A 17,917-nucleotide genomic window follows, 5' to 3' on the forward strand; every position below is an offset into this window, starting at 1 on the left:
GGCTCAGGGCTCTTTGCCGGTTGGTGCGCCAGCCGGTAACCTGTGCTCCGGCTTGGAGGATTCGCCTAGTCCGGTCTATGGCGCCGCACTGCTAATGCGGTTTGGGCTTACCGCCCATCCGGGGTTCAAATCCCCGATCCTCCGCCTCTGACCTGCGGGGTTGCGTCAAGCTACGCGACCCCGCAGGTCCGTTTCTGGGCCCGTCAGCGGCCGTGTTGGCACATTGTTGGCACAAGCGGCAGCAGCCGCGTCAGGCCTGCTTCCGGCGCGGCACGAACGCCGCGATCGTGGCCGCCGCGTCCTCCGCTAGATTCTCAGCGACGACCGCGTACACGTCGCCGGTGAACGCCATGGTGGCGTGTCCGAGGATCTCGCTAACGACCTTGAGGTCCACACCGGCCGCCAGCAGCATCGTGGCGGCCCCGTGCCTGAGGTCGTGGAAGCGGATCGGCGGCAGCGGCGGTCCTTCCAGCGCGATCCGCACCGCGTCGATCGGGGTACGGTGGCGCCGCGCGATCCGTTCGGCGGACCAGCCCTCATCGAAGCGGCTCCGGAAGGTGTTGTAGCGCTCGATGAGCAGGTCGAACCTCTGGGAGACGTAGGCGGGTCGCAGCGCCCGGCCGTCCTCATAGGTGAAGAAGCGGCCCGAGTCGGTGTACGCCTCTCCCCACGCCAGGCGCTCCTTGCGCTGCTGTTGCTGCCATGCCGTGAGGACTCTCGCGGTGTCCTCGTCGAACACGATGATGCGATTGGACTCTTCGGACTTCACGTCGTCCAGTTCGTCATCACGTTGCGCCTGGCGGACGTGGCAGCGCCGCCGGTTGAGGCTGATGTCCTTCTTGTCGAGCCCAACGAGTTCCCCGCGACGCAGCCCCCAGTAGGCGCCGAAGTGCCACAAGGCGTACAGCCGATCGTGTTCGGCGAAGTCGAGGAAGGCGCCGCACTGTGTGCTGGTCCAGACCATGACCTTGCCGGGGACCTCGCCCGTCTTCAGCCAGTGCTCGACGCGTTCTTCCGTCCAGAGCAGAGGCTTGAGGCGTCCCTTTCGCCTGCTGGCGCCCTTGCCGCGAAAGACTCCTTCGGCGGGGTTGCTTGGGATGATCTTTGAGACCTTCACGGCGTCGTTGAGGGCGCCGGTGAGTACTGCGTGCACGCGCCTGATCCGTGCTTCGGACAAGGGACGAGTCGAGTAGCGGCGCCCGTCACGCTTGGCTCGTGCGGCCAGCAGTCGGCGCAGCATCTCGGTGTGTTCGCTGTCGGCGACATCGCGGTTGATCAACCGCATGGCCGCGTAGAGGTCTCTGATCTGGTCCTGGCCGAGCTGATCGGCCATCTTCAGATGGCCGAGGCCCGGCTTGAGGTACAGGTCGATGGCTTCGCGGTCGGCTTCCAGCGTTGAGGGCTTAAGGTCACCCGTCTCGGCCGCGGCGGTGCGCCAGGCGTGCCGCTTCTCCAGGTACTCACCAAGGGTGATCTTCCGGTCGTACTCCTTGCCGGTCTTCCCGGCCTCGCCGAGGACCTTGACGAGTGCCTGCTTGCACTCGGTCTCGGTGTCGAACGGGCCGATGCGAGGCTGACGGCGCTTGCCGTCCGGCGTGCGCGGCGCTTCGTACCGCGCATACCACTTGCCATGTCCTCGCTTCCTCAGGTTGGGGCACTTCTTGCCAAGGAACTTGCCGGTCTGAGGGTCCCGGCAGGTGCACGCCTTGAACGGCTTCACTTGGATTCTCCGAGGTCATCGGGATAGACGACAGGGTTAGTGATCGTTTCGAGCGGGTGTGACGTTCTCGTCTGGCAGCAGGTGGGCGTCGAGGTGCCTCAGTCCGGCCGGAAGCGGCGGCGGCATGAGGTCAAGGCGCCGCATCTCCTGACGGGTCTCGGCGATGATTTCCTCGGCGATGCGCGCGGCGCGGCCGGCGGTCTCGGCGGTCTCGTCTCGCCAGGCGCGTTCCTCGGGTGTGGCCGCCTCGTCGCGCATGGACCTGGCTCCGCGTGCCTTGCGGGTGGCGAATGCCCATTCGTCGATGTAGCGGTCATGGCGGCGGAACAGCGTGAGGACGTCGGTGGCCGGGGGGCGGTCGATCGTTTGCTGTGGAGCCGCGGGGAACGGCGCCGCGCCGCCGAACCACTTGGCGGCGTCCCAGGCTGGCGCCTCGGTGCCGGGCGCCGGTTCGACCGTGTCGAGACGACCGACGGGGAAGACGAGCAAGACCGGCGGGACGTTCAGCGCGCGTGCCAGGATGAGCAGCTCGGCCACGGCGATAGTGGGGCGGCGTCCGCTCTCAAGGTTCGCCAGCGCCGAGCGGGTGAGGGGGTAGCCGAGGACGGTGCAGGCGTCGGCGAGTTGCTGGGCGCTCCAGCCTCGGCGGTTGCGGAAGTAGCGGACCTGGGACGCCACCGTGGAGCTCAGATTCCTAGCCCAGGACGATTGTGTCATGTGCGCACAGTAGATCTTGAGATTGACAGATTTCAACACAGCTCGAACAATGCGGTCCGTCTGGGCGGCAGGTGCCGTCGTCCCGCAGGCATCTCACATGGAGTAGGCGTCCTATGAGCGAGGCGAAGGGCAGCACGACGGTCTGGACGCGCGAGCGCATCGAGGCGCTCGGACCGCTGACCGACGTTCCCACTGCGGCATCGGTGCTGAACGTCGGTTCCTGGACCGTCTACGAACTCATCCGGCGGAACCGGTGGGACAGTACCCGCGTGTTGCGGCTGGGCCGCAAGATCCAGATACCGACCAGCGACCTAATCTCACTGCTGTATGGGACGTCCCCGGGTGGGAATTAATGGCTGGCCAAGGTGGCGCGGGCTGGCGGAGGCGTGGGGCAGACACCAGGTCGGTGAAAGTGGCGACCTGAGGGGCGTTCAGCGTCGCGGAGTGGTGCCGGGCGCTCAAGATGGTGAGGAGCGAGTAACCCATCGTGGTGATGTGGGAGCGTTAGGAAGGCCCCGTCGAGCGGTGCCGGCGGGCCTTGGCGTGCAGGTTGCGGCGTGCTGGTCATGGTGTCGGCTCAGGGTGCGGCTGCGCAGGTGCTGGGCATACGGAGGGCATCTGCCAGTGACTGAGGGAGGTGGGGGCCGATGGTCGTGGCGCCGGAGGAGTCGCCTGATTCGAAGTTGAGTGTGGGGTTTGGAGCTGCTGGGCCTTGGTTGACGGCCGAGGTGTGCGGGGAGCTGGACTTGGGGACCGCTCCGGTGCTGCTTAACCGGGTCGGCTTGCTGATCGGGCTGCATGCGGCGCCGCATGTTGCGTTGGATGTGTCGCGGGTAGCCTTCTGCGACTCCTCGGGGATCAATGCGTTCGTGCGGCTGGTCAGACGGGCTCGTGCCGCTGGCGGACAGCTGGTGCTGCTCCGTCCGCCGCCCCGGCTGGCTGAGCTGCTGGCCAGGACCGGTGTGGATCGTCATGTGCGCATTGTGGACACGCTCCCCGGTTAGGGTGCCCTCTCCGCAGAGACCGCGGCAGGGGCCTCCGGGGAAGGCGCCTCGGTGCCCCTCGGCTTCCGCCAGAACGGCAGTTCGTGCACTACATCACCTGCGGTGATGGGCATGGCGAGGCGCTTTCTGGTCTTGGCGTACTTGAGCGGGCGTGGCGAGGGGGGTTGCTGACGAGCGACAGCCGGTTCGTTGAGGCGGTGCAGCGTCCATGTCTCGGAGCCCTGGCAGATGTAGTAGGTCTTGCGGTCGCCCCGACCATGTGCGTACACGCGTTGTACCTGGTTACGGCCTTCGCGTGACCAGATCACCAGATCCTCGGTTGCCATCTGCCCGACGAGGGTTTCTGTGTCGGTCACCACCTTCACCCAGTCGCCGGGACCGAATGCCTTGGGTTCGTACAGCGCAGGGGCGTTCGATGGTTTCCACGGCTTGGTCATCGCTCGTTGGAAGCGCTCGCCGTGGGCGAGTTGCTGTTCCCGCCAGTCAGGGCCTTGGGGTTTCACCCGGTCGGCGTAGTTTCCGTCGCGCTCGAGCAGGTCGGCGGGCCATCCTGGATAGTCCTCATCCGGCATGAGGATCAGCGTCCACCGGGAAGGACCTGACGCGATCTTAAGGTGGGGACCGTCTGTGGTGAGCGTGACGGTTTCTCCTGGCAGGTTCCGCGCGATCCGCGCAAGGAGCCGTCCGTCGGGCAGTGCTCGCCCGGGTTCTGCCGTACTGGTTCGCACGTTGGCGTATGCGGCGTGCTCGGGATTGGCCGCCCAAATGTGGAGTTCGCCCCGCTCGACGATGAGCAGCATGCCTGCCAGGGCAGGGCACGAGGGGCGCTTGTCGAGCACCTGGGCGGCTCGGGTGATGGCGTCCATGAACTGCTCACTGTCCGCTGTGACCTTCATGGCACCCGCTGTTCTTGAGCTGGTGCCGCAATCCGGGCAGTGCCGCACCTGAGGCATAGGTGGGGTTGGCGGGGTATCTGGTCTTGCATGCTCGGAAACCTTCGGCTTGCTGTGCTGACATAGATATATATAGACAATCCGGCAGGGATTGTCAATCCATCAGACAATGTTGCGCCAACTTCGTCCCGATAGTTGACAAACTCTATGCCTGTCCATATAGTTGGTTCTGTCAGCACAACAAGCCGATAGGAACGACTCCGGTGATCGAAACCGAGCAGACCTCAACCTGCATCCGGTGCTTCCGGAAGCTCCGCATCCGCACCACCCGCGGCCGCCGTAGCTGCCTGCCCTGCGCACTCAAGGCGGTGTTCCTCAACCCCCGCCCGTGCTACTCCAAGGCGCAGCTCGAAGCCGCCATGGAACTCATCGAGGACGGCGGGATCGTCCAGGTCGGGCGGCGTGAGTTCCGCACCGTCTCCACCGACGGAACCAAGATCTACGCGACCACCTGCACCTCATGCACCTGCACCGCCGGGACGAAGGGCCGCCGCTGCTACCACACCGCAGCGGCACGGATGGTCGCCTAACCCGCCTCCTTCTCGCCGGGGCGGCACCACCGCCCCGGTTCCCCCCTGAGCACGAAGGGCAGTCATGACTCCGCCTGACACCACATACCACGACCACACCTGCCCGCTGCCGGGCTACACCGACCCCGACGAGCCGGTCCACGCCAACCTGGCCAAGGGCGACCTCGTTCTGGGCTGCTTCCCAGGGTGGCCATGGCACGACGGCCGGATCTACCGGATCCACAACTGCACCGACACGCCCGAAGGTCGCCGCTACGACCTGGTCGACCCGGACAACGGCGCGACGCTCATTCACAAGGCCGGGGCGAAGAACATCACGGCGGTCACACTCTCATGGAGGCCGTTCGCCGAGGTCCCGCCATGGCCAGCCGACTACGAGATCGCGGAACTACGCGGCCTGCGAGCCCATGTCGGCCTCAACCGGGACGGGAAGACGTGGCACTACGTGGTCGCCCCCATGACGGCCGTGCATCCCGTCGTCCACGGCGCGTTCCCTGACGCAGAGACCGCCAAAGAACACGCGGCCCGCGAATTGTTCGCCGAGGAGAAGGCCAACGCCCGGCGCGCCGTCGCCGCCCTGATCTGACCTTCCCGGAGGGGTGCCCCTACAGACCAGGGGCGCCCCTTCCAGCCAGGCTGATGACCGCCGTGACTTCACCCTGCCAGGCCATGTCCGGTACACCGTCAGCCCTGGCCTCATACAGGAACCACTACCACGACGAAGCCAAGGGCTCCCGATGAGCAACACCGCCACATTCAGAAGCCACAAGATCATCATTTCCTTCGACTCCCCCGAAGAGGCGCTGGAGTGGTTCGACACCGCTCGCGCGCTCGGGGCCGTCCCGGACAACACCGACCTGTATCGCGCCGACGCCCTAGATCTGGGCGGTCGCACGGACCCGCGGACCTATCTCATCCGCCGCTTCGGCGACCGGCCCTCCTGGTACAGGCTGCGCAAGGCCACTGCCGACACCGCCGCCGATCCTGCCGTGACGTTGAGGGAGGGCGATCGTGTCTTCGTCAGGCACCCTCAGGACCTGGAAGGCGCTCACGCCAATGTCGTCGAGCCCAACCACCTGCGAGACGGCCGTGACGGGCCTGTCCGGTTCGTGATCGTGCGATTCGGCCCTGGAGGCGTCACCTACGACGCGGATCCGTCGATCGTGTGGCCGGACCCGAGCGGCGTATGCCCTCGTGAGTACTCCTGCTGGATGTGCCGCCGCCGTCCCAACGCGGGTCGCGTGACGGAACAGGGACAGTCTGGCCGCTGAGCGACGCGCCGGGCGCGGCCGGCCGTCACGCCCAGGCAGGGCCCGGCGGCTCGGCCGCGATCCGGCCGGATCAGCGGGCTCGGCCATGCGTGCAGGCCAGGGCCCGCTCCCCCTGCTCCTAGCGGGGAGCGGGCCCTGAGTCGATGGACATACAGCGCCAGCGCATCCAGCGAAGAAGCACCCTGGCCGAACTCGCGCAGGTGCCTACCTGCTCAGGTTCAGCTCGTCTCGCTTGGCACGGGCGACAAGCTCGGCGAAGCTCTCAACCGAGAGTGCGAGGTGCCCGCGCTCTGGGGCTTTGCTGTCTCGCACACCAACCTCGGGACCAAGGTTGGCCAGCTCAACACAGTCGGTCGTGCCGCTGGTCTGGCTGTAGCTGCTCTTACGCCAGACGATCATGTGTCCTCACCCATCCTTGCCAGGAGGTCGCGCGACTGGTCCTCACTCAAAGACCGTGCCGCAAGTCGTTGGAAGCGTAGCGCCACGGTAGCGGCCTCCTTCTGGTCGTCGATCACCCTCCCGGAACCGAGCGAGTTGCCCGAGTAGGCCGCCCGCCGGTTACCCGGCAGGGTGAAGACGTGGAATGAGCCGTCGAGGCCGATGTGGGGTGTGGTCGACTGCGGAAGTACACGGACGGAGACGTTCGGGTGCTCGCCCATCTCTAGCAGATGGTCTCGTTGCTCGGCCATGAGACGCGGCGAACCCATGGGCCGGAGGGCCACCTCGTCGATGATCACCCAGACCTCCGGACGGCCGTCCAGGATGACGTCTTGAAGCTCCATCCTTTTCGCCAGGGCGGCGTCCACGTCGTCGAGGAAGCCGGCGGCGTGGCCAGCCTGCAGTAGGCTCCGCGCGTACTGCTCTGTCTGGAGCGGCACAGGAATCACGTTCTCGGCGAAGACGTAGTGTTCCGTGGCCGTGCGTTGGTACTTGGCCAGGCGGTGCGGCCAGCTCGTGTCGGTGCCGAGCTTGGCGAAGAACAGCATGATCGAGAACAGTCGTCCGGTATCCCACGCTCCGTCCAGACGCTCGCAGTCTTCCCCATCGAGCAGCTTCTCTCCAGTCTCGTACTTGGAAATTTGGCTGTCGGAGCAGTTCAGGATCTCGGCGACCTGAAGCTGCGTCAGCTTGCGCTTCTTCCGAAGGAAGCGCAGGTAATAGGCCATGAAGTGATAGATCGAGAGAGTGGGATCGGGAGACTGCCTGACCATGTGTTGCGACCCTTCGACAGGTAGTGAACTTTCCGAACTTGCCGTCAAGAGTGACACAGTACGTCTCGGAGGCCAGTCTGTGTCATAGAACACAAACATCCGCCCCGAGGGATGTGGTCGCCATGCAGACGCTCGATCATCAGGAAGGCATAAGAGTCAGCGACAGAATGCTTGAGCTGACCACCCTCCCTGCCCCCGACGTTCCCGCGACCGTGCGGGCGATGCTGGACCAACGCCTTCACCTGTGGGGCCTCGCCGCTCTGCGGCACGGCGACCTCGCACACGACCTGAGGCTTTGCGCCGACGAACTGACGGCCAACGCGATGGAAGCAGCTCCACGAGAGATGATCACCTTTAGGGCGAGCTATGCGCCAAACCACCGCATGATCACTCTCTCCACCTGGGACGCCAGCAACGACCAACCCACGGTGAAACAGATCGTGGAGCTGGAACCCGAGGACATCATCCCGGATGCTTACGCGCTCGACCCCGGTCGCAACAACCACCAGATCGGCGGTTGGGGCCTCCCCCTGGTCGTGGAGCTCTCCTCGGCACAAGGCGTGGAGCACACCCCGCCACGAGGAAAGTGGGTCTGGGCCAGTTTCCAGCTCTGACCGTCGTGCGGCTACGTCCAGCTGGTTTGTCCTGTCCAGCGGCAACGTTCTCGATGAGTTCCGTCGACGACTCTTCCCACGGACATGCCGTGGCGATGGGATCGGGCAACACGGACGGCTACGCGACTGAAGCCGTGCTGCTGCTCCGCCTGGCGTTTTACGGCAGATGGATCAAAGGGCGGGAATGATCAGGATCAGGTCGTTGCGGCAGGAACGGCCCAGCTCGGTGAGCGTGTCCTTTTCGGCCGGGTCGGCCGACAGTCGCCAGCGGTGTTTGACCGCGACCCATTCGCCCAAATAGCGGCACCGCGCGGGGGGGTAGGGGGGAAGCCAGTCGGCCGGGTCCTGGTCGGCCTTGGACCGGTTGGCGCGCGCGGTCACCGCGGCCAGCGCCCTCGGGTCGCCCAGATCGTTGGCGTAGCGCTGGCGGCGGCCCGCGTCCCAGGTGTAGGCGCCGGAGTCCCAGGCTTCGGCGAGCGGGACCATGTGGTCGATGTCGAGCCGGGCGGCCTCGTCGACGTCGACATCGTCGTAGTAGGAGGACCAGCGTCCGCCCGACAGGCGGCAGCCCGGCCCGATCTCCGGCGTCCAGGTGGCCTCGTCCAGCAAGACCTCGTTTCGGGTGTTGCAGCCGTCGCGGTCTTCGTCGACCCAGTGCCGGAACTTGTCCCGGGTGTAGCCGTCGCGGCGCTCAGCGGCCACCGGCAACTGCGCGATCGCCTCCCGCAGCCCCATCTCCTGGCGAGCGTTGCGCGCCGTAGGACCGACAGCGGAAGCGGCGACAGCCGCAGCATGCTGAGTCCCGGTCACGCCGACCAGGCTGGCGGCCACGACCACCCCACGGCCCCGCTAACTGCCCAGCCCATCCATTCACGCACACCAGGCACGGCTCACACTCCTTGATCAGCGACACCACCAACGTCAAGCAATGATTACCGTCCGCAACTTCTTGTGTGAGCTATCGCCTGAGAGAAGCTTGGAACGCTCGGAAGACGCAGCCTCCTCACCTGGCGTGCCGCGCTGCAAGGGCCGAGGCCGGCCCTGCCTCCTTGGTGTGGCCGCCCGCATCTCGGCCTCAACCGCTTAGGCTGGGTCATGAGTACGGCTGACACTCGAAGGAAGTCGCCTCATGGCCCCGACGATCCTGGTCCTGGAGCAAGAAGGCATCGGACCGCGTGTCGCTGAAGCACGCAGGCGCCGAGGGCTGACCCAGGAGGGCTTGGCGCACCGCATCCCCTGCTCCAAGAGCCTGATCTCTCAGGTCGAGCGCGGGGCCAAACCGGCCACGCCGTGGTTCCTGGCAGCGGTGGCCAGGACACTGCGCATCGACGTGACGGAACTGACCGGGCAGCCTTACCGGGGCGACACCGAGCCGACTGACCGGATCCACGCAGCGATTCCGCAGATCCGGATCGCGATGAACTACTGGGACGTCCCGCCGGATCTAGATGCCGCTCCGCGACCACTCACGGCCCTGCAAGACGACATCCGCATCGTCGGCCGACTGCTCGACAAGGTCGACTACCTGGAACTCGGCAAGCGCCTACCAGGGTTGATCGAGGAACTGTCAGCGATCCTCCACGAGGCGACAGGGACCGCGCGGCGTGAGGCTGCTGAACTGCTGATGTACGCCTACGTCGCTGCCAAGTCGGTCGCTTATCGGCTGGGCTATATCGACCTGGTGTCCGTGGCGGTGGAGCGCGCCACGTGGGCGGCGCAGATCACCGACAACCCGGAACTGAACGCCTTCGCCGCCGAGGAGCGCTGCCAGGTCTTCTTCGCCTCCTCTGCCTACAGCGTCGGGCTCAAGTTCATCGGACGGGCTCATCGCGAGTTCGACGAACTGCTGGCCGAGACAGAGTCAGGCTTGGCGATCGCGGGATCCATGCATCTGCGGTCGGCCATCATGGCGGCACGCGACCACAAACGGAAGAACGAAGCCTGGGACTACCTGGCCCAGGCGCAGGAGTATGCCGAACGCACCGGCGACACCAACCACTACGGCCTCATCTTCGGGCCGTCCAACGTCCGGATCCACGAGGTCGCCACAGCCATCGAGCTCGATGACCCCGATGAGGCCCTGCGGCGCAGCGAAGGGTTCGAGCCGGCCCCGGACCTACCGCCCGAACGCGGGTCCCACCATTACATCGACCTGGCCCGTGCTCAACTGAATGCGCGTCAGCACCGGCAGGCGTTCGAGTCCTTGGAAGAAGCCGAGAGGCTTTCCGCACAACACACCCTCAACCACCCGATGGCGCGGGAGACCGCCGCGGCACTGTACCGCGCACACACGCGCCCTCCGGAGAAGCTCCGTGCCATGGCCCGACGTATGAAGCTTCACACAATCCTCTCGTAACCCTGATCGTTCCCGGCCGCACCTGTCCACCGAAAAGCCGCACACCAAGTCGCACAACTTGTGCGACTCCGAGCGCCCGATCCGGCCGTAGCCTGACTGACGCCTGACGACACATCTAGTCAGTCGTCAGCCACTTGCAACGACGCAGGCAACGGTTGGAACTCATGGATTTCGGTGCAGTAGGACGTGGAGCCAGTCCATTCGGCCCACGGCGTTTCCACCTGGCAGAGCTCGACGAGACGCTCAGGTCCGAGTACGAGCTGATGGGCGAGATCGTGGTCAGGGACGGCTTGCTCATCCTCAAGGTCACCAGCGAGGCCAACCCGACCACCAGCGTGGAGATCGACTCCGTCTCCGAAGACGACCGCTGGTGGTACACGCGCCTGGACACCGGTGAGCGTCTGGGGCGGGTCGGCGGCCTCGAACAGCTGCGTGAGGTCGCCAGACGCATCGCTGCTCTGCTCTCGCTTCAGGAGAGCACGCTGGGGAGCGGGGCCGCGTGATGGCCGGCTTGGACAACTCCCGCGGCCTCGCATCAGGAGCCGAGACCGCGCAGGACCTGGTGAAGCGGTTCTCTGCCTGGTCGATCGCCCCGACATTGGAAGGACAGTGGCGGGCCACACGCAGCATGCCGCACATCGGCGGAGTCACCGCCGTGGAAGCGCCGGACGCCGAGCACCTTCGCGCACGACTCGGCGAGCTGGAGGAGCTGAACACCCGAGTCGCGCTTCAGACAGTGGCCTCCGCCCTACGCCAGCGTGGCGTCCCCGCTACCGCTTACGAACACATGGTGGTGCTCACGCGCCCCGGCGGCATGGACCGGATCGTCGACTGCGCGCACGCGGCGATCCGCATGAGCGGTGTCGAGGTCGGCAGCGTCCACGATCCCGAGAGCGCGGCCGAGCGGATCGCGCAGCGCCTGAACGGCGGGTCATCATGACCGCCGAGCAGGCGCCAGCCGGCATCAACCCATCCGAGCCCAGTATCGCCCGGATCTACGACTTCTGGCTCGGAGGCAAAGACAACTACGAGGCTGACCGCGATGAAGCAACCCGGCTCGAAAGGCTGATGCCGGAGCTACCGCTTATCGCCCGTCAGAACCGCTCGTTTTTGATCCGAGCAGTGCGGCTCCTTTCCACGGAAGGCGTCGACCAGTTCTTGGACTTGGGCGCTGGCCTGCCCACCGCTGAGAACACCCACGAGGTCGCCCAGGGCATCAACCCGTCGTCTCGGTGCGTGTACGTCGACAACGACCCAATGGCCATCGTCCACGGGCGGGCTCTTCTCGCCAACGACGGCGAGACCGCCATGGTGGCCGCCGACCTCCGCAATCCTCAGGCGATCCTCGACCGCCCAGACGTGACCGCGTTGATCGACTTCGACCGGCCGGTCGCCGTTCTGATCGTGTCGGTACTGCACTTCATCCCGGGGGACACCGCGTACAAGATCGTGCGACAGGTAGTCGATCGCCTGGCGCCTGGCAGCTACCTGGTGCTCTCCCACGCGCTGAAAACCTCGCGCACCGAAGCGGCAGCCAACGAATACCGCGCCGCCAAAGCAGAGGTACGCACACGCCGGGAGATCGAAGCATTCTTCGAGGGGCTGGAGCTGGTGGAGCCAGGTCTGGTGTCGCTGACCGAGTGGCGTCCCGGCCCCTCAGAGAAAGCCCCCTCTGAGCAGCCCCCCTCGGAGACGCTGCCGTTCCTGTGCGGAGTGGGGCGCACGTGACCACAAACGTCGTACAGCCTGCCCGTCCACTGGTGAACCGCGGCACGCACGGCTGGGGGCTGCACGACCCGGCCCGGGGGTGTCCACGACCCCGGGTCTGCTACCGCCGCACAGTCCCGCACCCATTCCGGGCGCCCGTGTGGCCACCCCGCTGGGTGCGGTGGCGCCGCCCGCAGGGGCTGCGCCACCGCACCCAGACCTCGTGCACACGCTCGTTTCTTTCGCTGCTCAGGGACTCCTCTTGGCCAACGGTTGATCGGCTGGCACACGGTGACGGCCTGCCCCGCCTGAGGCCGAGACCCGCACGGCAAATCCCCGCGTTCATGACCGCACCCCAATCTAGAAAGACCCATCGATGCCCCAACGCCACCCGGACACCGCGGTGCACACTCCTCCGAGCACCGGCCCAACCACGCCTTCACAGCTACGCCAGGACATCAAACCGTGGTCCCTGCGGCACGCCGTGGCTCTGCCTGTCGCCCTGGTGAGCTCGATGGTGGCCGTCGCCGTCCTGGGGACAGGGGCACTGGCGTTGGCGGGCGCCGCTCCCCGCACCGATGACCATGTCGCCTCGGTGCTGGTGAACTCTTCATGCGCCGCTGTCGCCGGGCTGCTCACCGCCTGGGTCCTGTGCTGGTGGAAGAACCGGCGAGTGCGGCCGCGCGCAGCCGACTTCGCTCTGGTCCCGTCCTTGAGGTCACCGGTCGCCGTGTTCGGCTGGACGGCTGGGCCGTTCATGGCGCTGATGATGATCGACACGGCTTACTCGGCGCTGGTGCACCCGGCCCCTCAGGACACGATGAGGGCGTTGAGCGATGCCCAGGGGCCGCAACTGATCACGCTCGCCGTTCTCGCGATCTGTATCGCCCCCGTCGCCGAGGAATTGGTGTGCCGTGGAGTGCTCTACCAGGCATTGCGTGCCCGCTGGCGTCCAGCCGTCGCGGCCCCGGTCAGCGCTGTGGTCTTCGCGCTCCCTCACCAGGACGACCTGAAGACGATGCCCATGCTCATCACGGCTGGCGTGGTGCTGTGCGTCGTAGTGGAGCGCACCGGCTCCCTCGTTCCTGCGATCGCACTGCACAGCGTCCTGAACGCCCCGGCCATCATGGCGCAGGACGGCCTCCTCGGAGGGGCCTTGCTCGCGGTGATGCTGGCCGCCTGCGCCTTTCTCCTCACCAAGTCGCGCCGCGCGGTCCCCGAACACGCCAGTGGTGAACAGCCGGCGTAGCCGGCGCCCTGAGCACCAGGGCTTTCCCAACACGACATGAGGGTCTGACGGCATGGTTCACGACCCCGTTCGACGGCCTAGCTGAGTTAACGAGCAGGAAGGGACCAATGGCAAGGTGGTTGCCCTACGACGTTTGGCTCTCCGGAACGGAGCAAAGGGCCGATCAGACGCCAGGCGATCCATCCTCCTCTGCGACGCACCCAACGCCGTCTAAGGCTCCCTCCGGCCCCGCTGGCGCACGGCCAGTTCGGGTTTCCTCATCGCCGTCGATGCGGGGCCGGAGGGTTCCAACCTCGAAGGACAAGACTTCGCCCGGATCTCGGAGCAACTGGTACACCGAAGGCCGCATTATTCACATCAATAATGCTGCTCACATGCTGCGCGTTCGGTCCGACACTGTCCGGGACTGGGCGCATGCCGGCGCGATTCGGTACGAGGTCGTCGACAGGCGCTTCGTCTTCAATGTTGATGACGTCAAGCGATTGGTGGACGCACTGAAGGATTTCGAGAAACCGTCTCTGCGAGTGATCCGTGATCTCGGCCTTCTGCTCTACCGAGAGGAACATTGACCATGGCCGAGAGGTACGAGTTCTTCGCCGCCTCTTACGGTGGGCCGATCACGCACGTCGGTCTGGACGTGGGCGGCACTCTGACTTCCCGCACGGCTCCCATATCCAGTGACCTGGCCCAGCGAGCACTGACCGACGAGGCCGTCGAGGTCATCAAGCAGCTCGATGAAGAGCTGGACTTGACCTTGATGATCCTCTCCAACACCGTGGGACCCAGCCAGGACCGCAATCGGGCGCTAGCCGCCGCAGGGGTAGCACATCGGTTCATCGCGGAAGGCGTCCTCCAGAGCCACGAGCTCAATGTGAGCAAGCCGGATCCAGCGTTCTTCGAACGTGCCCTAAAAGTCGCTCGATGCGATTCCCCCGCCAGCTATCTGGTTGTGGGAAACAATCTACGCAATGACGTGCTCCCGGCGGTCTCTCTGGGCATGCGCGCTGTCCTGGTGGGACCACAGCCCCGCAGGGGAATTCCTTCCGGGGCAACCTACATCAACAGCATCATCGAACTCCCCTACCTCATGGGAATGCCTCGAAGGAGGGACGCATGAAACCTCTCCAGAAAGAACCGCTGACACTCATCACCTACAACCTCAAAGGCTCCCCCAAGGAACGGGAACGCGAACTTGCCGACCTGGCGCACTTGGGCAAATATCAGCCGGATGTGGTCGGCATCCAGGAAGCAAAGTACTGGGAGCGGGACCACGACGGACATGTGACCTATGAGCAGCTGCACGCCGCGGAACACGCGCTCGGCATGCGCGGGTTTCTGGTGGAATCCCAGTACTACGGCTGTCACCTTGCAACGTTCATTCGAGAGCCGCGCATCGAAGTCATCGAGCGGCATGACGTGCACAATCTTCGATTCCACGTAGAGGCCGGGCTACGTTGCATCATCGATGGCCACACCATCGACCTGGTGAACGTACACTTCGCACCCTCGTCTCCCAAACAGCGTGTCATCGAGGCCGAGCTGTTGAAGCTGAGACTCGGCAGGCGTCGCTACGTCATTGTGTTTGGGGACTTCAACGCCATGGGAGACAACGACCCCAAGCCAGATCCCGAAGGCATAGATCCGGGCCATTATCGACAGAAGACCGACACCAGCCCGGCAGCCACGCTCCGGAGAAACGGACTGATCGACGTCGGCGGACGTCTGGGGGATAGCACACCTACCGTCGGCCACGACAGGGCCGATCGTCTCAAGGTCCGCATCGATCGTTTCCACACCGATCTACCGGAACAGTGCTTCGACCACCACGAAGTGCTGCAGATCGGCGGATCCGACCACAAGCCCGTGCTGGTGAGGATCGCACTCGACCAAGCCCCGCGCCGCTGGGGTGAGAAGGAGTAGCGCCGTGGGAGTCTCGCCCGAGTGGGGTCCTGAACAGGCCCGCCGCGCGGTGATGAACCTCGCGATTCAGGTCGTACATGGAGCATACGAAGAGGCCATGCGCAAACGCGGCGTGATGCCTGGCGTGCGCAAGCTGGTGCACGCCGACGCCGAAAAGAACCTGGAAGCGCTGGAACAAACAGAGACCTCTCCGGAGGCATCGGACCCGGAGTCTTGAACGTGACCACCGAGCGTCAAAGTCACCCGCACGCTGCCTCCGTATTCCCGGCCCATGGCCGACACCGCGCTGCGGGAACCAAGGTCAGAGAGGTGTCTGGTGGCCCCAAAGACCTGGCCTGCGCTCGGTGGTCACCTAAGCCGGGTTGCCTGACGTTGCCCTCTGGACCAACACGTCTGAACACCCGGCCAATTCACCGTCGACTCGTCTAGTAGAGCGGATCACATCGTGCTCGGCGTGATTGGTATCAGCCTGCTCGCATGGGGCCTAGCGACCGCCACCATGGTGATCGTCACGTCCAGAACCACGTCAAGGTCATCCGCTGCATTCAACGCGGCCTTGCCGACCATTTCGGATCTGCTTGCCAAGGCCGTCTGCTCAGTCCCAAGGAATTCTGACGTTTCCATCGCCCAAGCGATGAATGAACTCGACGACCAGACGTGCAGCCTCTCCCGGCTGCACGCTGGGAAGGGAGACCATTCCGTGACTGCGGCTCTCAATGCTTCCTACGAGGCCCTGCCCGCCGACCAAGCTCGCGCCTACCGCCTGCTCGGCATCCACCCCGGCCTCAGCTTCGACGTCGAGGCCGCCGCCGCGCTGCTGGATGACGAGCAGGACCACGCCGAAGAACTGCTCGACTCCCTGGTCGACGCCCACCTGCTGGAACAAGAGCTACCCGGACGGTATCGCTTCCACGATCTGGCGCGACTCCACGCCAGAGCCAAGTCCGAGGAGGAGCACACAGCGGCCGAGCGAACCTCGGTGTTCCTGCGCATGGCCGAGTGGTATCTGCGCACCGCTGCGGCGGCCGACCTGCGGCTCCTGCCAGGCCGCTGGCGCCTCGGCGCCGCCTACGCCGAACCCCGCAGCTGGGAGTTCCCCGTCCGGGAAACGGCCCTGACCTGGCTGGAGCGCGAACAACCCACCCTCATGGCCATCGCCCAGCAGGCACACCGCCTGGAAAGGCACAACCTGACCTGGCAGATCATCGAGGCGATGTGGGCCCTGTTCCTGCACCGCAAGCACTACCAGCAGTGGATCGCGGCCCACGAACTCGGTCTTGCCGCAGCCAAGCGCGAGGCCAACCTGGCGGCACAGGCCCGCATGCTGGAGGGCCTGGGGATGGCCTACTTGAATGTCCAGGACTTCTCCGCTGCCCGGCAGCGCTTCGGGATCGCGATGCTCCTGGAGGATCAGGCCAACCATCCGATCGGGGAGGCAACCTGCCTCGAAGGGCTAGGGCTGGTCGAGCACGCCACCGGCAACCTCCCTCGCGCCCTAGACCTGTTTACGCGAGCCCGAGACCTGAACGTCAGGCTAGATCACCAGCGCGGCGCCGCGCTGATGCGCCGCCACATCGGCGAAGTCATGGCGGACCTGGGCCGCTACGACGAAGCGATCGACAACCTCACCCAGGCGTTGGACTACTTCACACACGTGGACGAGCCCTACCACCAGGCTCGCTCCCTCGCCTGTCTGGGACGCGCCATGCTGCTGGCGGGCCGTGGCGCCGACGCGGCCACGGCGCTTCACGATGCCCTCAGCACCGCCCGGCAGGCCGGCGCCCGGCACGAGGAAGCCAACATTCTGCGTGCCCTGGCCGCCGTGGCGGCGCACGCCCACGATCCCGCAGCCGAGCGCGCCTACTTGGAGGACGCGCATACGATCTACACCGCTCTCTCAGCACCTCAAGCGGATGAGGTCAAGGCGCGACTCGACGAGCTTGTCTCCGCCCCCGCTGCGCCGAAGCGTCCTACTGATCCACCAGAATGACGAGGCCCGGCGCCAATGCAGTTTCAGCTGGACTCATCCTCGCCTACGCGAGGCCCGCGGAATCGCGCACGGGGCCGTCCGGGTCTGCGATCCCACGTCTCGGCCCAGGCCCTGACCTCGTTGAGGTTCCAGATCCTTCCCGCTGAGAGGTAGGCGAGGGGGCGGGGAAAGTCCGGTCGCTCGATGAGTTGAGCTGTGCGCGCCTTCCCGACGTTGAGCATCTCGCTGATCTCGCGGGTTCCGGCGAGGCTGAGCGCTGTGTCGTCGATCTCAGTGGTGAAGTCCTCGTCGGGCATGGTGTCCATGCGCACCAGCTCGGCTGGTTGTCCTACCTCGGCGAGCGCGGTCGTTACCGCTGACGTTGCGGCGGCCTGGGCGTCGGTGATGGTGGGAGCGCTGAGGGTGAGCTGGATAGAGGTCCGGTCAGGGGCGGGTTTGCCCGCGACATAGGCTGCGGCGATCACAGCCTCGTAGTCGGCGAGACGGGCTCGTAGGTCGAGATCGATTCGCTCGGTGTATTCCAGCGAGACATCTATCCGAATGTTCCAAGTGGTGTTCATGTTGGCCAACGTCGGGTTGCTCAGCTGAGTGCTAAACGCTGCTTTCTATCGGGCTTTGAACCCTGCCCGTTTCAGTGTGGCGATTCCGGTGAGGAACCCTCGTCCCTCACCGAGA

23 protein-coding genes and 1 tRNA gene are annotated in these 17,917 nt (G+C 65.6%); 17 read left to right on the top strand and 7 right to left on the bottom strand.

All coding sequences use genetic code 11. From position 1 onward, the window contains the following. Positions 1–54 precede the first annotated feature (54 nt). Positions 55–144 (top strand) — tRNA-Ser (locus ABZ801_RS00820). 106 nt (positions 145–250) lie between these two features. Here ABZ801_RS00820 and ABZ801_RS00825 read toward each other — a convergent pair. Together ABZ801_RS00825 and ABZ801_RS00830 are read right to left on the bottom strand one after the other, a co-directional pair. After that, positions 251–1,720: a tyrosine-type recombinase/integrase gene (locus tag ABZ801_RS00825; RefSeq protein WP_360690904.1), complete on the bottom strand. Its 1,470-nt coding sequence runs from the start codon at positions 1,718–1,720 to the stop codon at positions 251–253. A gap of 36 nt (positions 1,721–1,756) precedes the next feature. Beyond that, entirely contained in the window at positions 1,757–2,437 is a 681-nt protein-coding gene (locus tag ABZ801_RS00830; protein ID WP_360690907.1) for a helix-turn-helix transcriptional regulator, read from the bottom strand. Positions 2,438–2,550: 113 nt separating this feature from the next. Here ABZ801_RS00830 and ABZ801_RS00835 point away from each other — a divergent pair, with 113 nt between their 5' ends. Then, entirely contained in the window at positions 2,551–2,790 is a 240-nt protein-coding gene (locus tag ABZ801_RS00835; RefSeq protein WP_360690910.1) for a hypothetical protein, read from the top strand. Between the two features lie 294 nt (positions 2,791–3,084). Next, on the top strand, positions 3,085–3,441 hold the full coding sequence (locus ABZ801_RS00840) for an STAS domain-containing protein (protein WP_360690913.1): 357 nt from the start codon (positions 3,085–3,087) through the stop codon (positions 3,439–3,441). Here ABZ801_RS00840 and ABZ801_RS00845 read toward each other — a convergent pair. Continuing rightward, on the bottom strand, positions 3,438–4,394 hold the full coding sequence (locus ABZ801_RS00845) for a hypothetical protein (protein WP_360690916.1): 957 nt from the start codon (positions 4,392–4,394) through the stop codon (positions 3,438–3,440). The two genes, ABZ801_RS00840 and ABZ801_RS00845, sit on opposite strands and share 4 nt — an antisense overlap. A 203-nt stretch (positions 4,395–4,597) precedes the next feature. On the opposite strand from ABZ801_RS00845, the gene ABZ801_RS00850 reads away from it, so the two are divergent. The 3 genes from ABZ801_RS00850 (at position 4,598) to ABZ801_RS00860 (ending at position 6,195) form a co-directional block, all read left to right on the top strand. Continuing rightward, positions 4,598–4,924: a hypothetical protein gene (locus tag ABZ801_RS00850; protein WP_360690919.1), complete on the top strand. Its 327-nt coding sequence runs from the start codon at positions 4,598–4,600 to the stop codon at positions 4,922–4,924. Positions 4,925–4,988: 64 nt separating this feature from the next. Next, complete coding sequence (locus ABZ801_RS00855) at positions 4,989–5,510, top strand: hypothetical protein (protein WP_360690922.1); 522 nt, start codon at positions 4,989–4,991, stop codon at positions 5,508–5,510. 151 nt (positions 5,511–5,661) lie between these two features. Next, the gene (locus tag ABZ801_RS00860) at positions 5,662–6,195 is read left to right on the top strand and encodes a hypothetical protein (RefSeq protein ID WP_360690925.1); all 534 of its coding nucleotides are present in this window, start codon (positions 5,662–5,664) and stop codon (positions 6,193–6,195) included. A gap of 204 nt (positions 6,196–6,399) precedes the next feature. Here ABZ801_RS00860 and ABZ801_RS00865 read toward each other — a convergent pair whose 3' ends face one another. Both ABZ801_RS00865 and ABZ801_RS00870 read right to left on the bottom strand, forming a co-directional pair. Continuing rightward, positions 6,400–6,594 (bottom strand): DUF397 domain-containing protein, encoded by a 195-nt coding sequence (locus tag ABZ801_RS00865; RefSeq protein WP_360690928.1) that lies wholly within the window; start codon positions 6,592–6,594, stop codon positions 6,400–6,402. Next, positions 6,591–7,406, bottom strand: a complete 816-nt coding sequence (locus ABZ801_RS00870) for a helix-turn-helix transcriptional regulator (RefSeq protein WP_360690931.1) — start codon at positions 7,404–7,406, stop codon at positions 6,591–6,593. Before ABZ801_RS00870 ends, ABZ801_RS00865 begins: the two co-directional genes overlap by 4 nt. A 122-nt stretch (positions 7,407–7,528) precedes the next feature. Between ABZ801_RS00870 and ABZ801_RS00875 the strand changes: the two genes are divergently transcribed. After that, complete coding sequence (locus ABZ801_RS00875) at positions 7,529–8,020, top strand: ATP-binding protein (protein WP_360690933.1); 492 nt, start codon at positions 7,529–7,531, stop codon at positions 8,018–8,020. A 171-nt stretch (positions 8,021–8,191) separates the two neighbouring features. On the opposite strand, the gene ABZ801_RS00880 is transcribed toward ABZ801_RS00875, so the two are convergent. After that, complete coding sequence (locus tag ABZ801_RS00880; RefSeq protein ID WP_360690936.1) at positions 8,192–8,755, bottom strand: HNH endonuclease family protein; 564 nt, start codon at positions 8,753–8,755, stop codon at positions 8,192–8,194. A gap of 394 nt (positions 8,756–9,149) precedes the next feature. Here ABZ801_RS00880 and ABZ801_RS00885 point away from each other — a divergent pair, with 394 nt between their 5' ends. The 10 genes from ABZ801_RS00885 to ABZ801_RS00930 all read left to right on the top strand — a co-directional run bounded on the left by ABZ801_RS00885 (position 9,150) and on the right by ABZ801_RS00930 (position 17,242). Continuing rightward, positions 9,150–10,376 carry a helix-turn-helix domain-containing protein gene (locus ABZ801_RS00885; RefSeq protein ID WP_360690939.1) on the top strand — a complete coding sequence of 409 codons (1,227 nt, stop codon included), beginning with the start codon at positions 9,150–9,152 and terminating at the stop codon, positions 10,374–10,376. Between the two features lie 263 nt (positions 10,377–10,639). Next, complete coding sequence (locus tag ABZ801_RS00890; protein ID WP_360690942.1) at positions 10,640–10,879, top strand: hypothetical protein; 240 nt, start codon at positions 10,640–10,642, stop codon at positions 10,877–10,879. Then, on the top strand, positions 10,879–11,316 hold the full coding sequence (locus ABZ801_RS00895) for a hypothetical protein (protein WP_360690945.1): 438 nt from the start codon (positions 10,879–10,881) through the stop codon (positions 11,314–11,316). The genes ABZ801_RS00890 and ABZ801_RS00895 overlap by 1 nt, the downstream gene beginning before the upstream one ends. Next, positions 11,313–12,104: an SAM-dependent methyltransferase gene (locus tag ABZ801_RS00900; RefSeq protein ID WP_360690948.1), complete on the top strand. Its 792-nt coding sequence runs from the start codon at positions 11,313–11,315 to the stop codon at positions 12,102–12,104. Before ABZ801_RS00895 ends, ABZ801_RS00900 begins: the two co-directional genes overlap by 4 nt. 493 nt (positions 12,105–12,597) lie before the next feature. Next, positions 12,598–13,332, top strand: a complete 735-nt coding sequence (locus ABZ801_RS00905) for a CPBP family intramembrane glutamic endopeptidase (RefSeq protein ID WP_360692665.1) — start codon at positions 12,598–12,600, stop codon at positions 13,330–13,332. Positions 13,333–13,706: 374 nt separating this feature from the next. Beyond that, a complete protein-coding gene (locus ABZ801_RS00910; RefSeq protein WP_360690951.1) occupies positions 13,707–13,901 on the top strand; it encodes a hypothetical protein in 195 nt (64 codons plus the stop codon). Between the two features lie 2 nt (positions 13,902–13,903). Next, entirely contained in the window at positions 13,904–14,449 is a 546-nt protein-coding gene (locus ABZ801_RS00915; protein WP_360690954.1) for an HAD family hydrolase, read from the top strand. Beyond that, positions 14,446–15,252, top strand: coding sequence for an endonuclease/exonuclease/phosphatase family protein (locus ABZ801_RS00920; RefSeq protein ID WP_360690957.1), 807 nt, complete (start codon positions 14,446–14,448; stop codon positions 15,250–15,252). Before ABZ801_RS00915 ends, ABZ801_RS00920 begins: the two co-directional genes overlap by 4 nt. Positions 15,253–15,256: 4 nt before the next feature. Beyond that, positions 15,257–15,469: a hypothetical protein gene (locus tag ABZ801_RS00925; RefSeq protein ID WP_360690960.1), complete on the top strand. Its 213-nt coding sequence runs from the start codon at positions 15,257–15,259 to the stop codon at positions 15,467–15,469. A 228-nt stretch (positions 15,470–15,697) separates the two neighbouring features. Continuing rightward, positions 15,698–17,242 carry a tetratricopeptide repeat protein gene (locus tag ABZ801_RS00930; protein WP_360690963.1) on the top strand — a complete coding sequence of 515 codons (1,545 nt, stop codon included), beginning with the start codon at positions 15,698–15,700 and terminating at the stop codon, positions 17,240–17,242. 23 nt (positions 17,243–17,265) lie between these two features. Here the strand turns inward: ABZ801_RS00930 and ABZ801_RS00935 are convergent, their stop codons facing one another. After that, positions 17,266–17,802 carry a hypothetical protein gene (locus ABZ801_RS00935; RefSeq protein ID WP_360690966.1) on the bottom strand — a complete coding sequence of 179 codons (537 nt, stop codon included), beginning with the start codon at positions 17,800–17,802 and terminating at the stop codon, positions 17,266–17,268. Between the last annotated feature and the right edge of the window lie 115 nt (positions 17,803–17,917).

It is taken from the genome of Actinomadura sp. NPDC047616 (assembly GCF_040642915.1).
Lineage (GTDB): Bacteria > Actinomycetota > Actinomycetes > Streptosporangiales > Streptosporangiaceae > Spirillospora > Spirillospora miaoliensis.

Excerpts from the sequence above, each read along its gene's own strand:
- ABZ801_RS00865 (WP_360690928.1), bottom strand. The coding sequence starts at position 6,594 with ATGATCGTCTGGCGTAAGAGCAGCTACAGCCAGACCAGCGGCACGACC.
- ABZ801_RS00860 (WP_360690925.1), top strand. The coding sequence starts at position 5,662 with ATGAGCAACACCGCCACATTCAGAAGCCACAAGATCATCATTTCCTTC.
- ABZ801_RS00885 (WP_360690939.1), top strand. The coding sequence starts at position 9,150 with ATGGCCCCGACGATCCTGGTCCTGGAGCAAGAAGGCATCGGACCGCGT.
- ABZ801_RS00845 (WP_360690916.1), bottom strand. The coding sequence starts at position 4,394 with ATGCCTCAGGTGCGGCACTGCCCGGATTGCGGCACCAGCTCAAGAACA.
- ABZ801_RS00905 (WP_360692665.1), top strand. The coding sequence starts at position 12,598 with ATGGTGGCCGTCGCCGTCCTGGGGACAGGGGCACTGGCGTTGGCGGGC.
- ABZ801_RS00875 (WP_360690933.1), top strand. The coding sequence starts at position 7,529 with ATGCAGACGCTCGATCATCAGGAAGGCATAAGAGTCAGCGACAGAATG.
- ABZ801_RS00830 (WP_360690907.1), bottom strand. The coding sequence starts at position 2,437 with ATGACACAATCGTCCTGGGCTAGGAATCTGAGCTCCACGGTGGCGTCC.
- ABZ801_RS00910 (WP_360690951.1), top strand. The coding sequence starts at position 13,707 with ATGCTGCGCGTTCGGTCCGACACTGTCCGGGACTGGGCGCATGCCGGC.
- ABZ801_RS00915 (WP_360690954.1), top strand. The coding sequence starts at position 13,904 with ATGGCCGAGAGGTACGAGTTCTTCGCCGCCTCTTACGGTGGGCCGATC.
- ABZ801_RS00855 (WP_360690922.1), top strand. The coding sequence starts at position 4,989 with ATGACTCCGCCTGACACCACATACCACGACCACACCTGCCCGCTGCCG.
- ABZ801_RS00840 (WP_360690913.1), top strand. The coding sequence starts at position 3,085 with ATGGTCGTGGCGCCGGAGGAGTCGCCTGATTCGAAGTTGAGTGTGGGG.
- ABZ801_RS00900 (WP_360690948.1), top strand. The coding sequence starts at position 11,313 with ATGACCGCCGAGCAGGCGCCAGCCGGCATCAACCCATCCGAGCCCAGT.
- ABZ801_RS00890 (WP_360690942.1), top strand. The coding sequence starts at position 10,640 with ATGGGCGAGATCGTGGTCAGGGACGGCTTGCTCATCCTCAAGGTCACC.
- ABZ801_RS00920 (WP_360690957.1), top strand. The coding sequence starts at position 14,446 with ATGAAACCTCTCCAGAAAGAACCGCTGACACTCATCACCTACAACCTC.
- ABZ801_RS00895 (WP_360690945.1), top strand. The coding sequence starts at position 10,879 with ATGGCCGGCTTGGACAACTCCCGCGGCCTCGCATCAGGAGCCGAGACC.
- ABZ801_RS00870 (WP_360690931.1), bottom strand. The coding sequence starts at position 7,406 with ATGGTCAGGCAGTCTCCCGATCCCACTCTCTCGATCTATCACTTCATG.
- ABZ801_RS00880 (WP_360690936.1), bottom strand. The coding sequence starts at position 8,755 with ATGGGGCTGCGGGAGGCGATCGCGCAGTTGCCGGTGGCCGCTGAGCGC.
- ABZ801_RS00835 (WP_360690910.1), top strand. The coding sequence starts at position 2,551 with ATGAGCGAGGCGAAGGGCAGCACGACGGTCTGGACGCGCGAGCGCATC.
- ABZ801_RS00935 (WP_360690966.1), bottom strand. The coding sequence starts at position 17,802 with ATGAACACCACTTGGAACATTCGGATAGATGTCTCGCTGGAATACACC.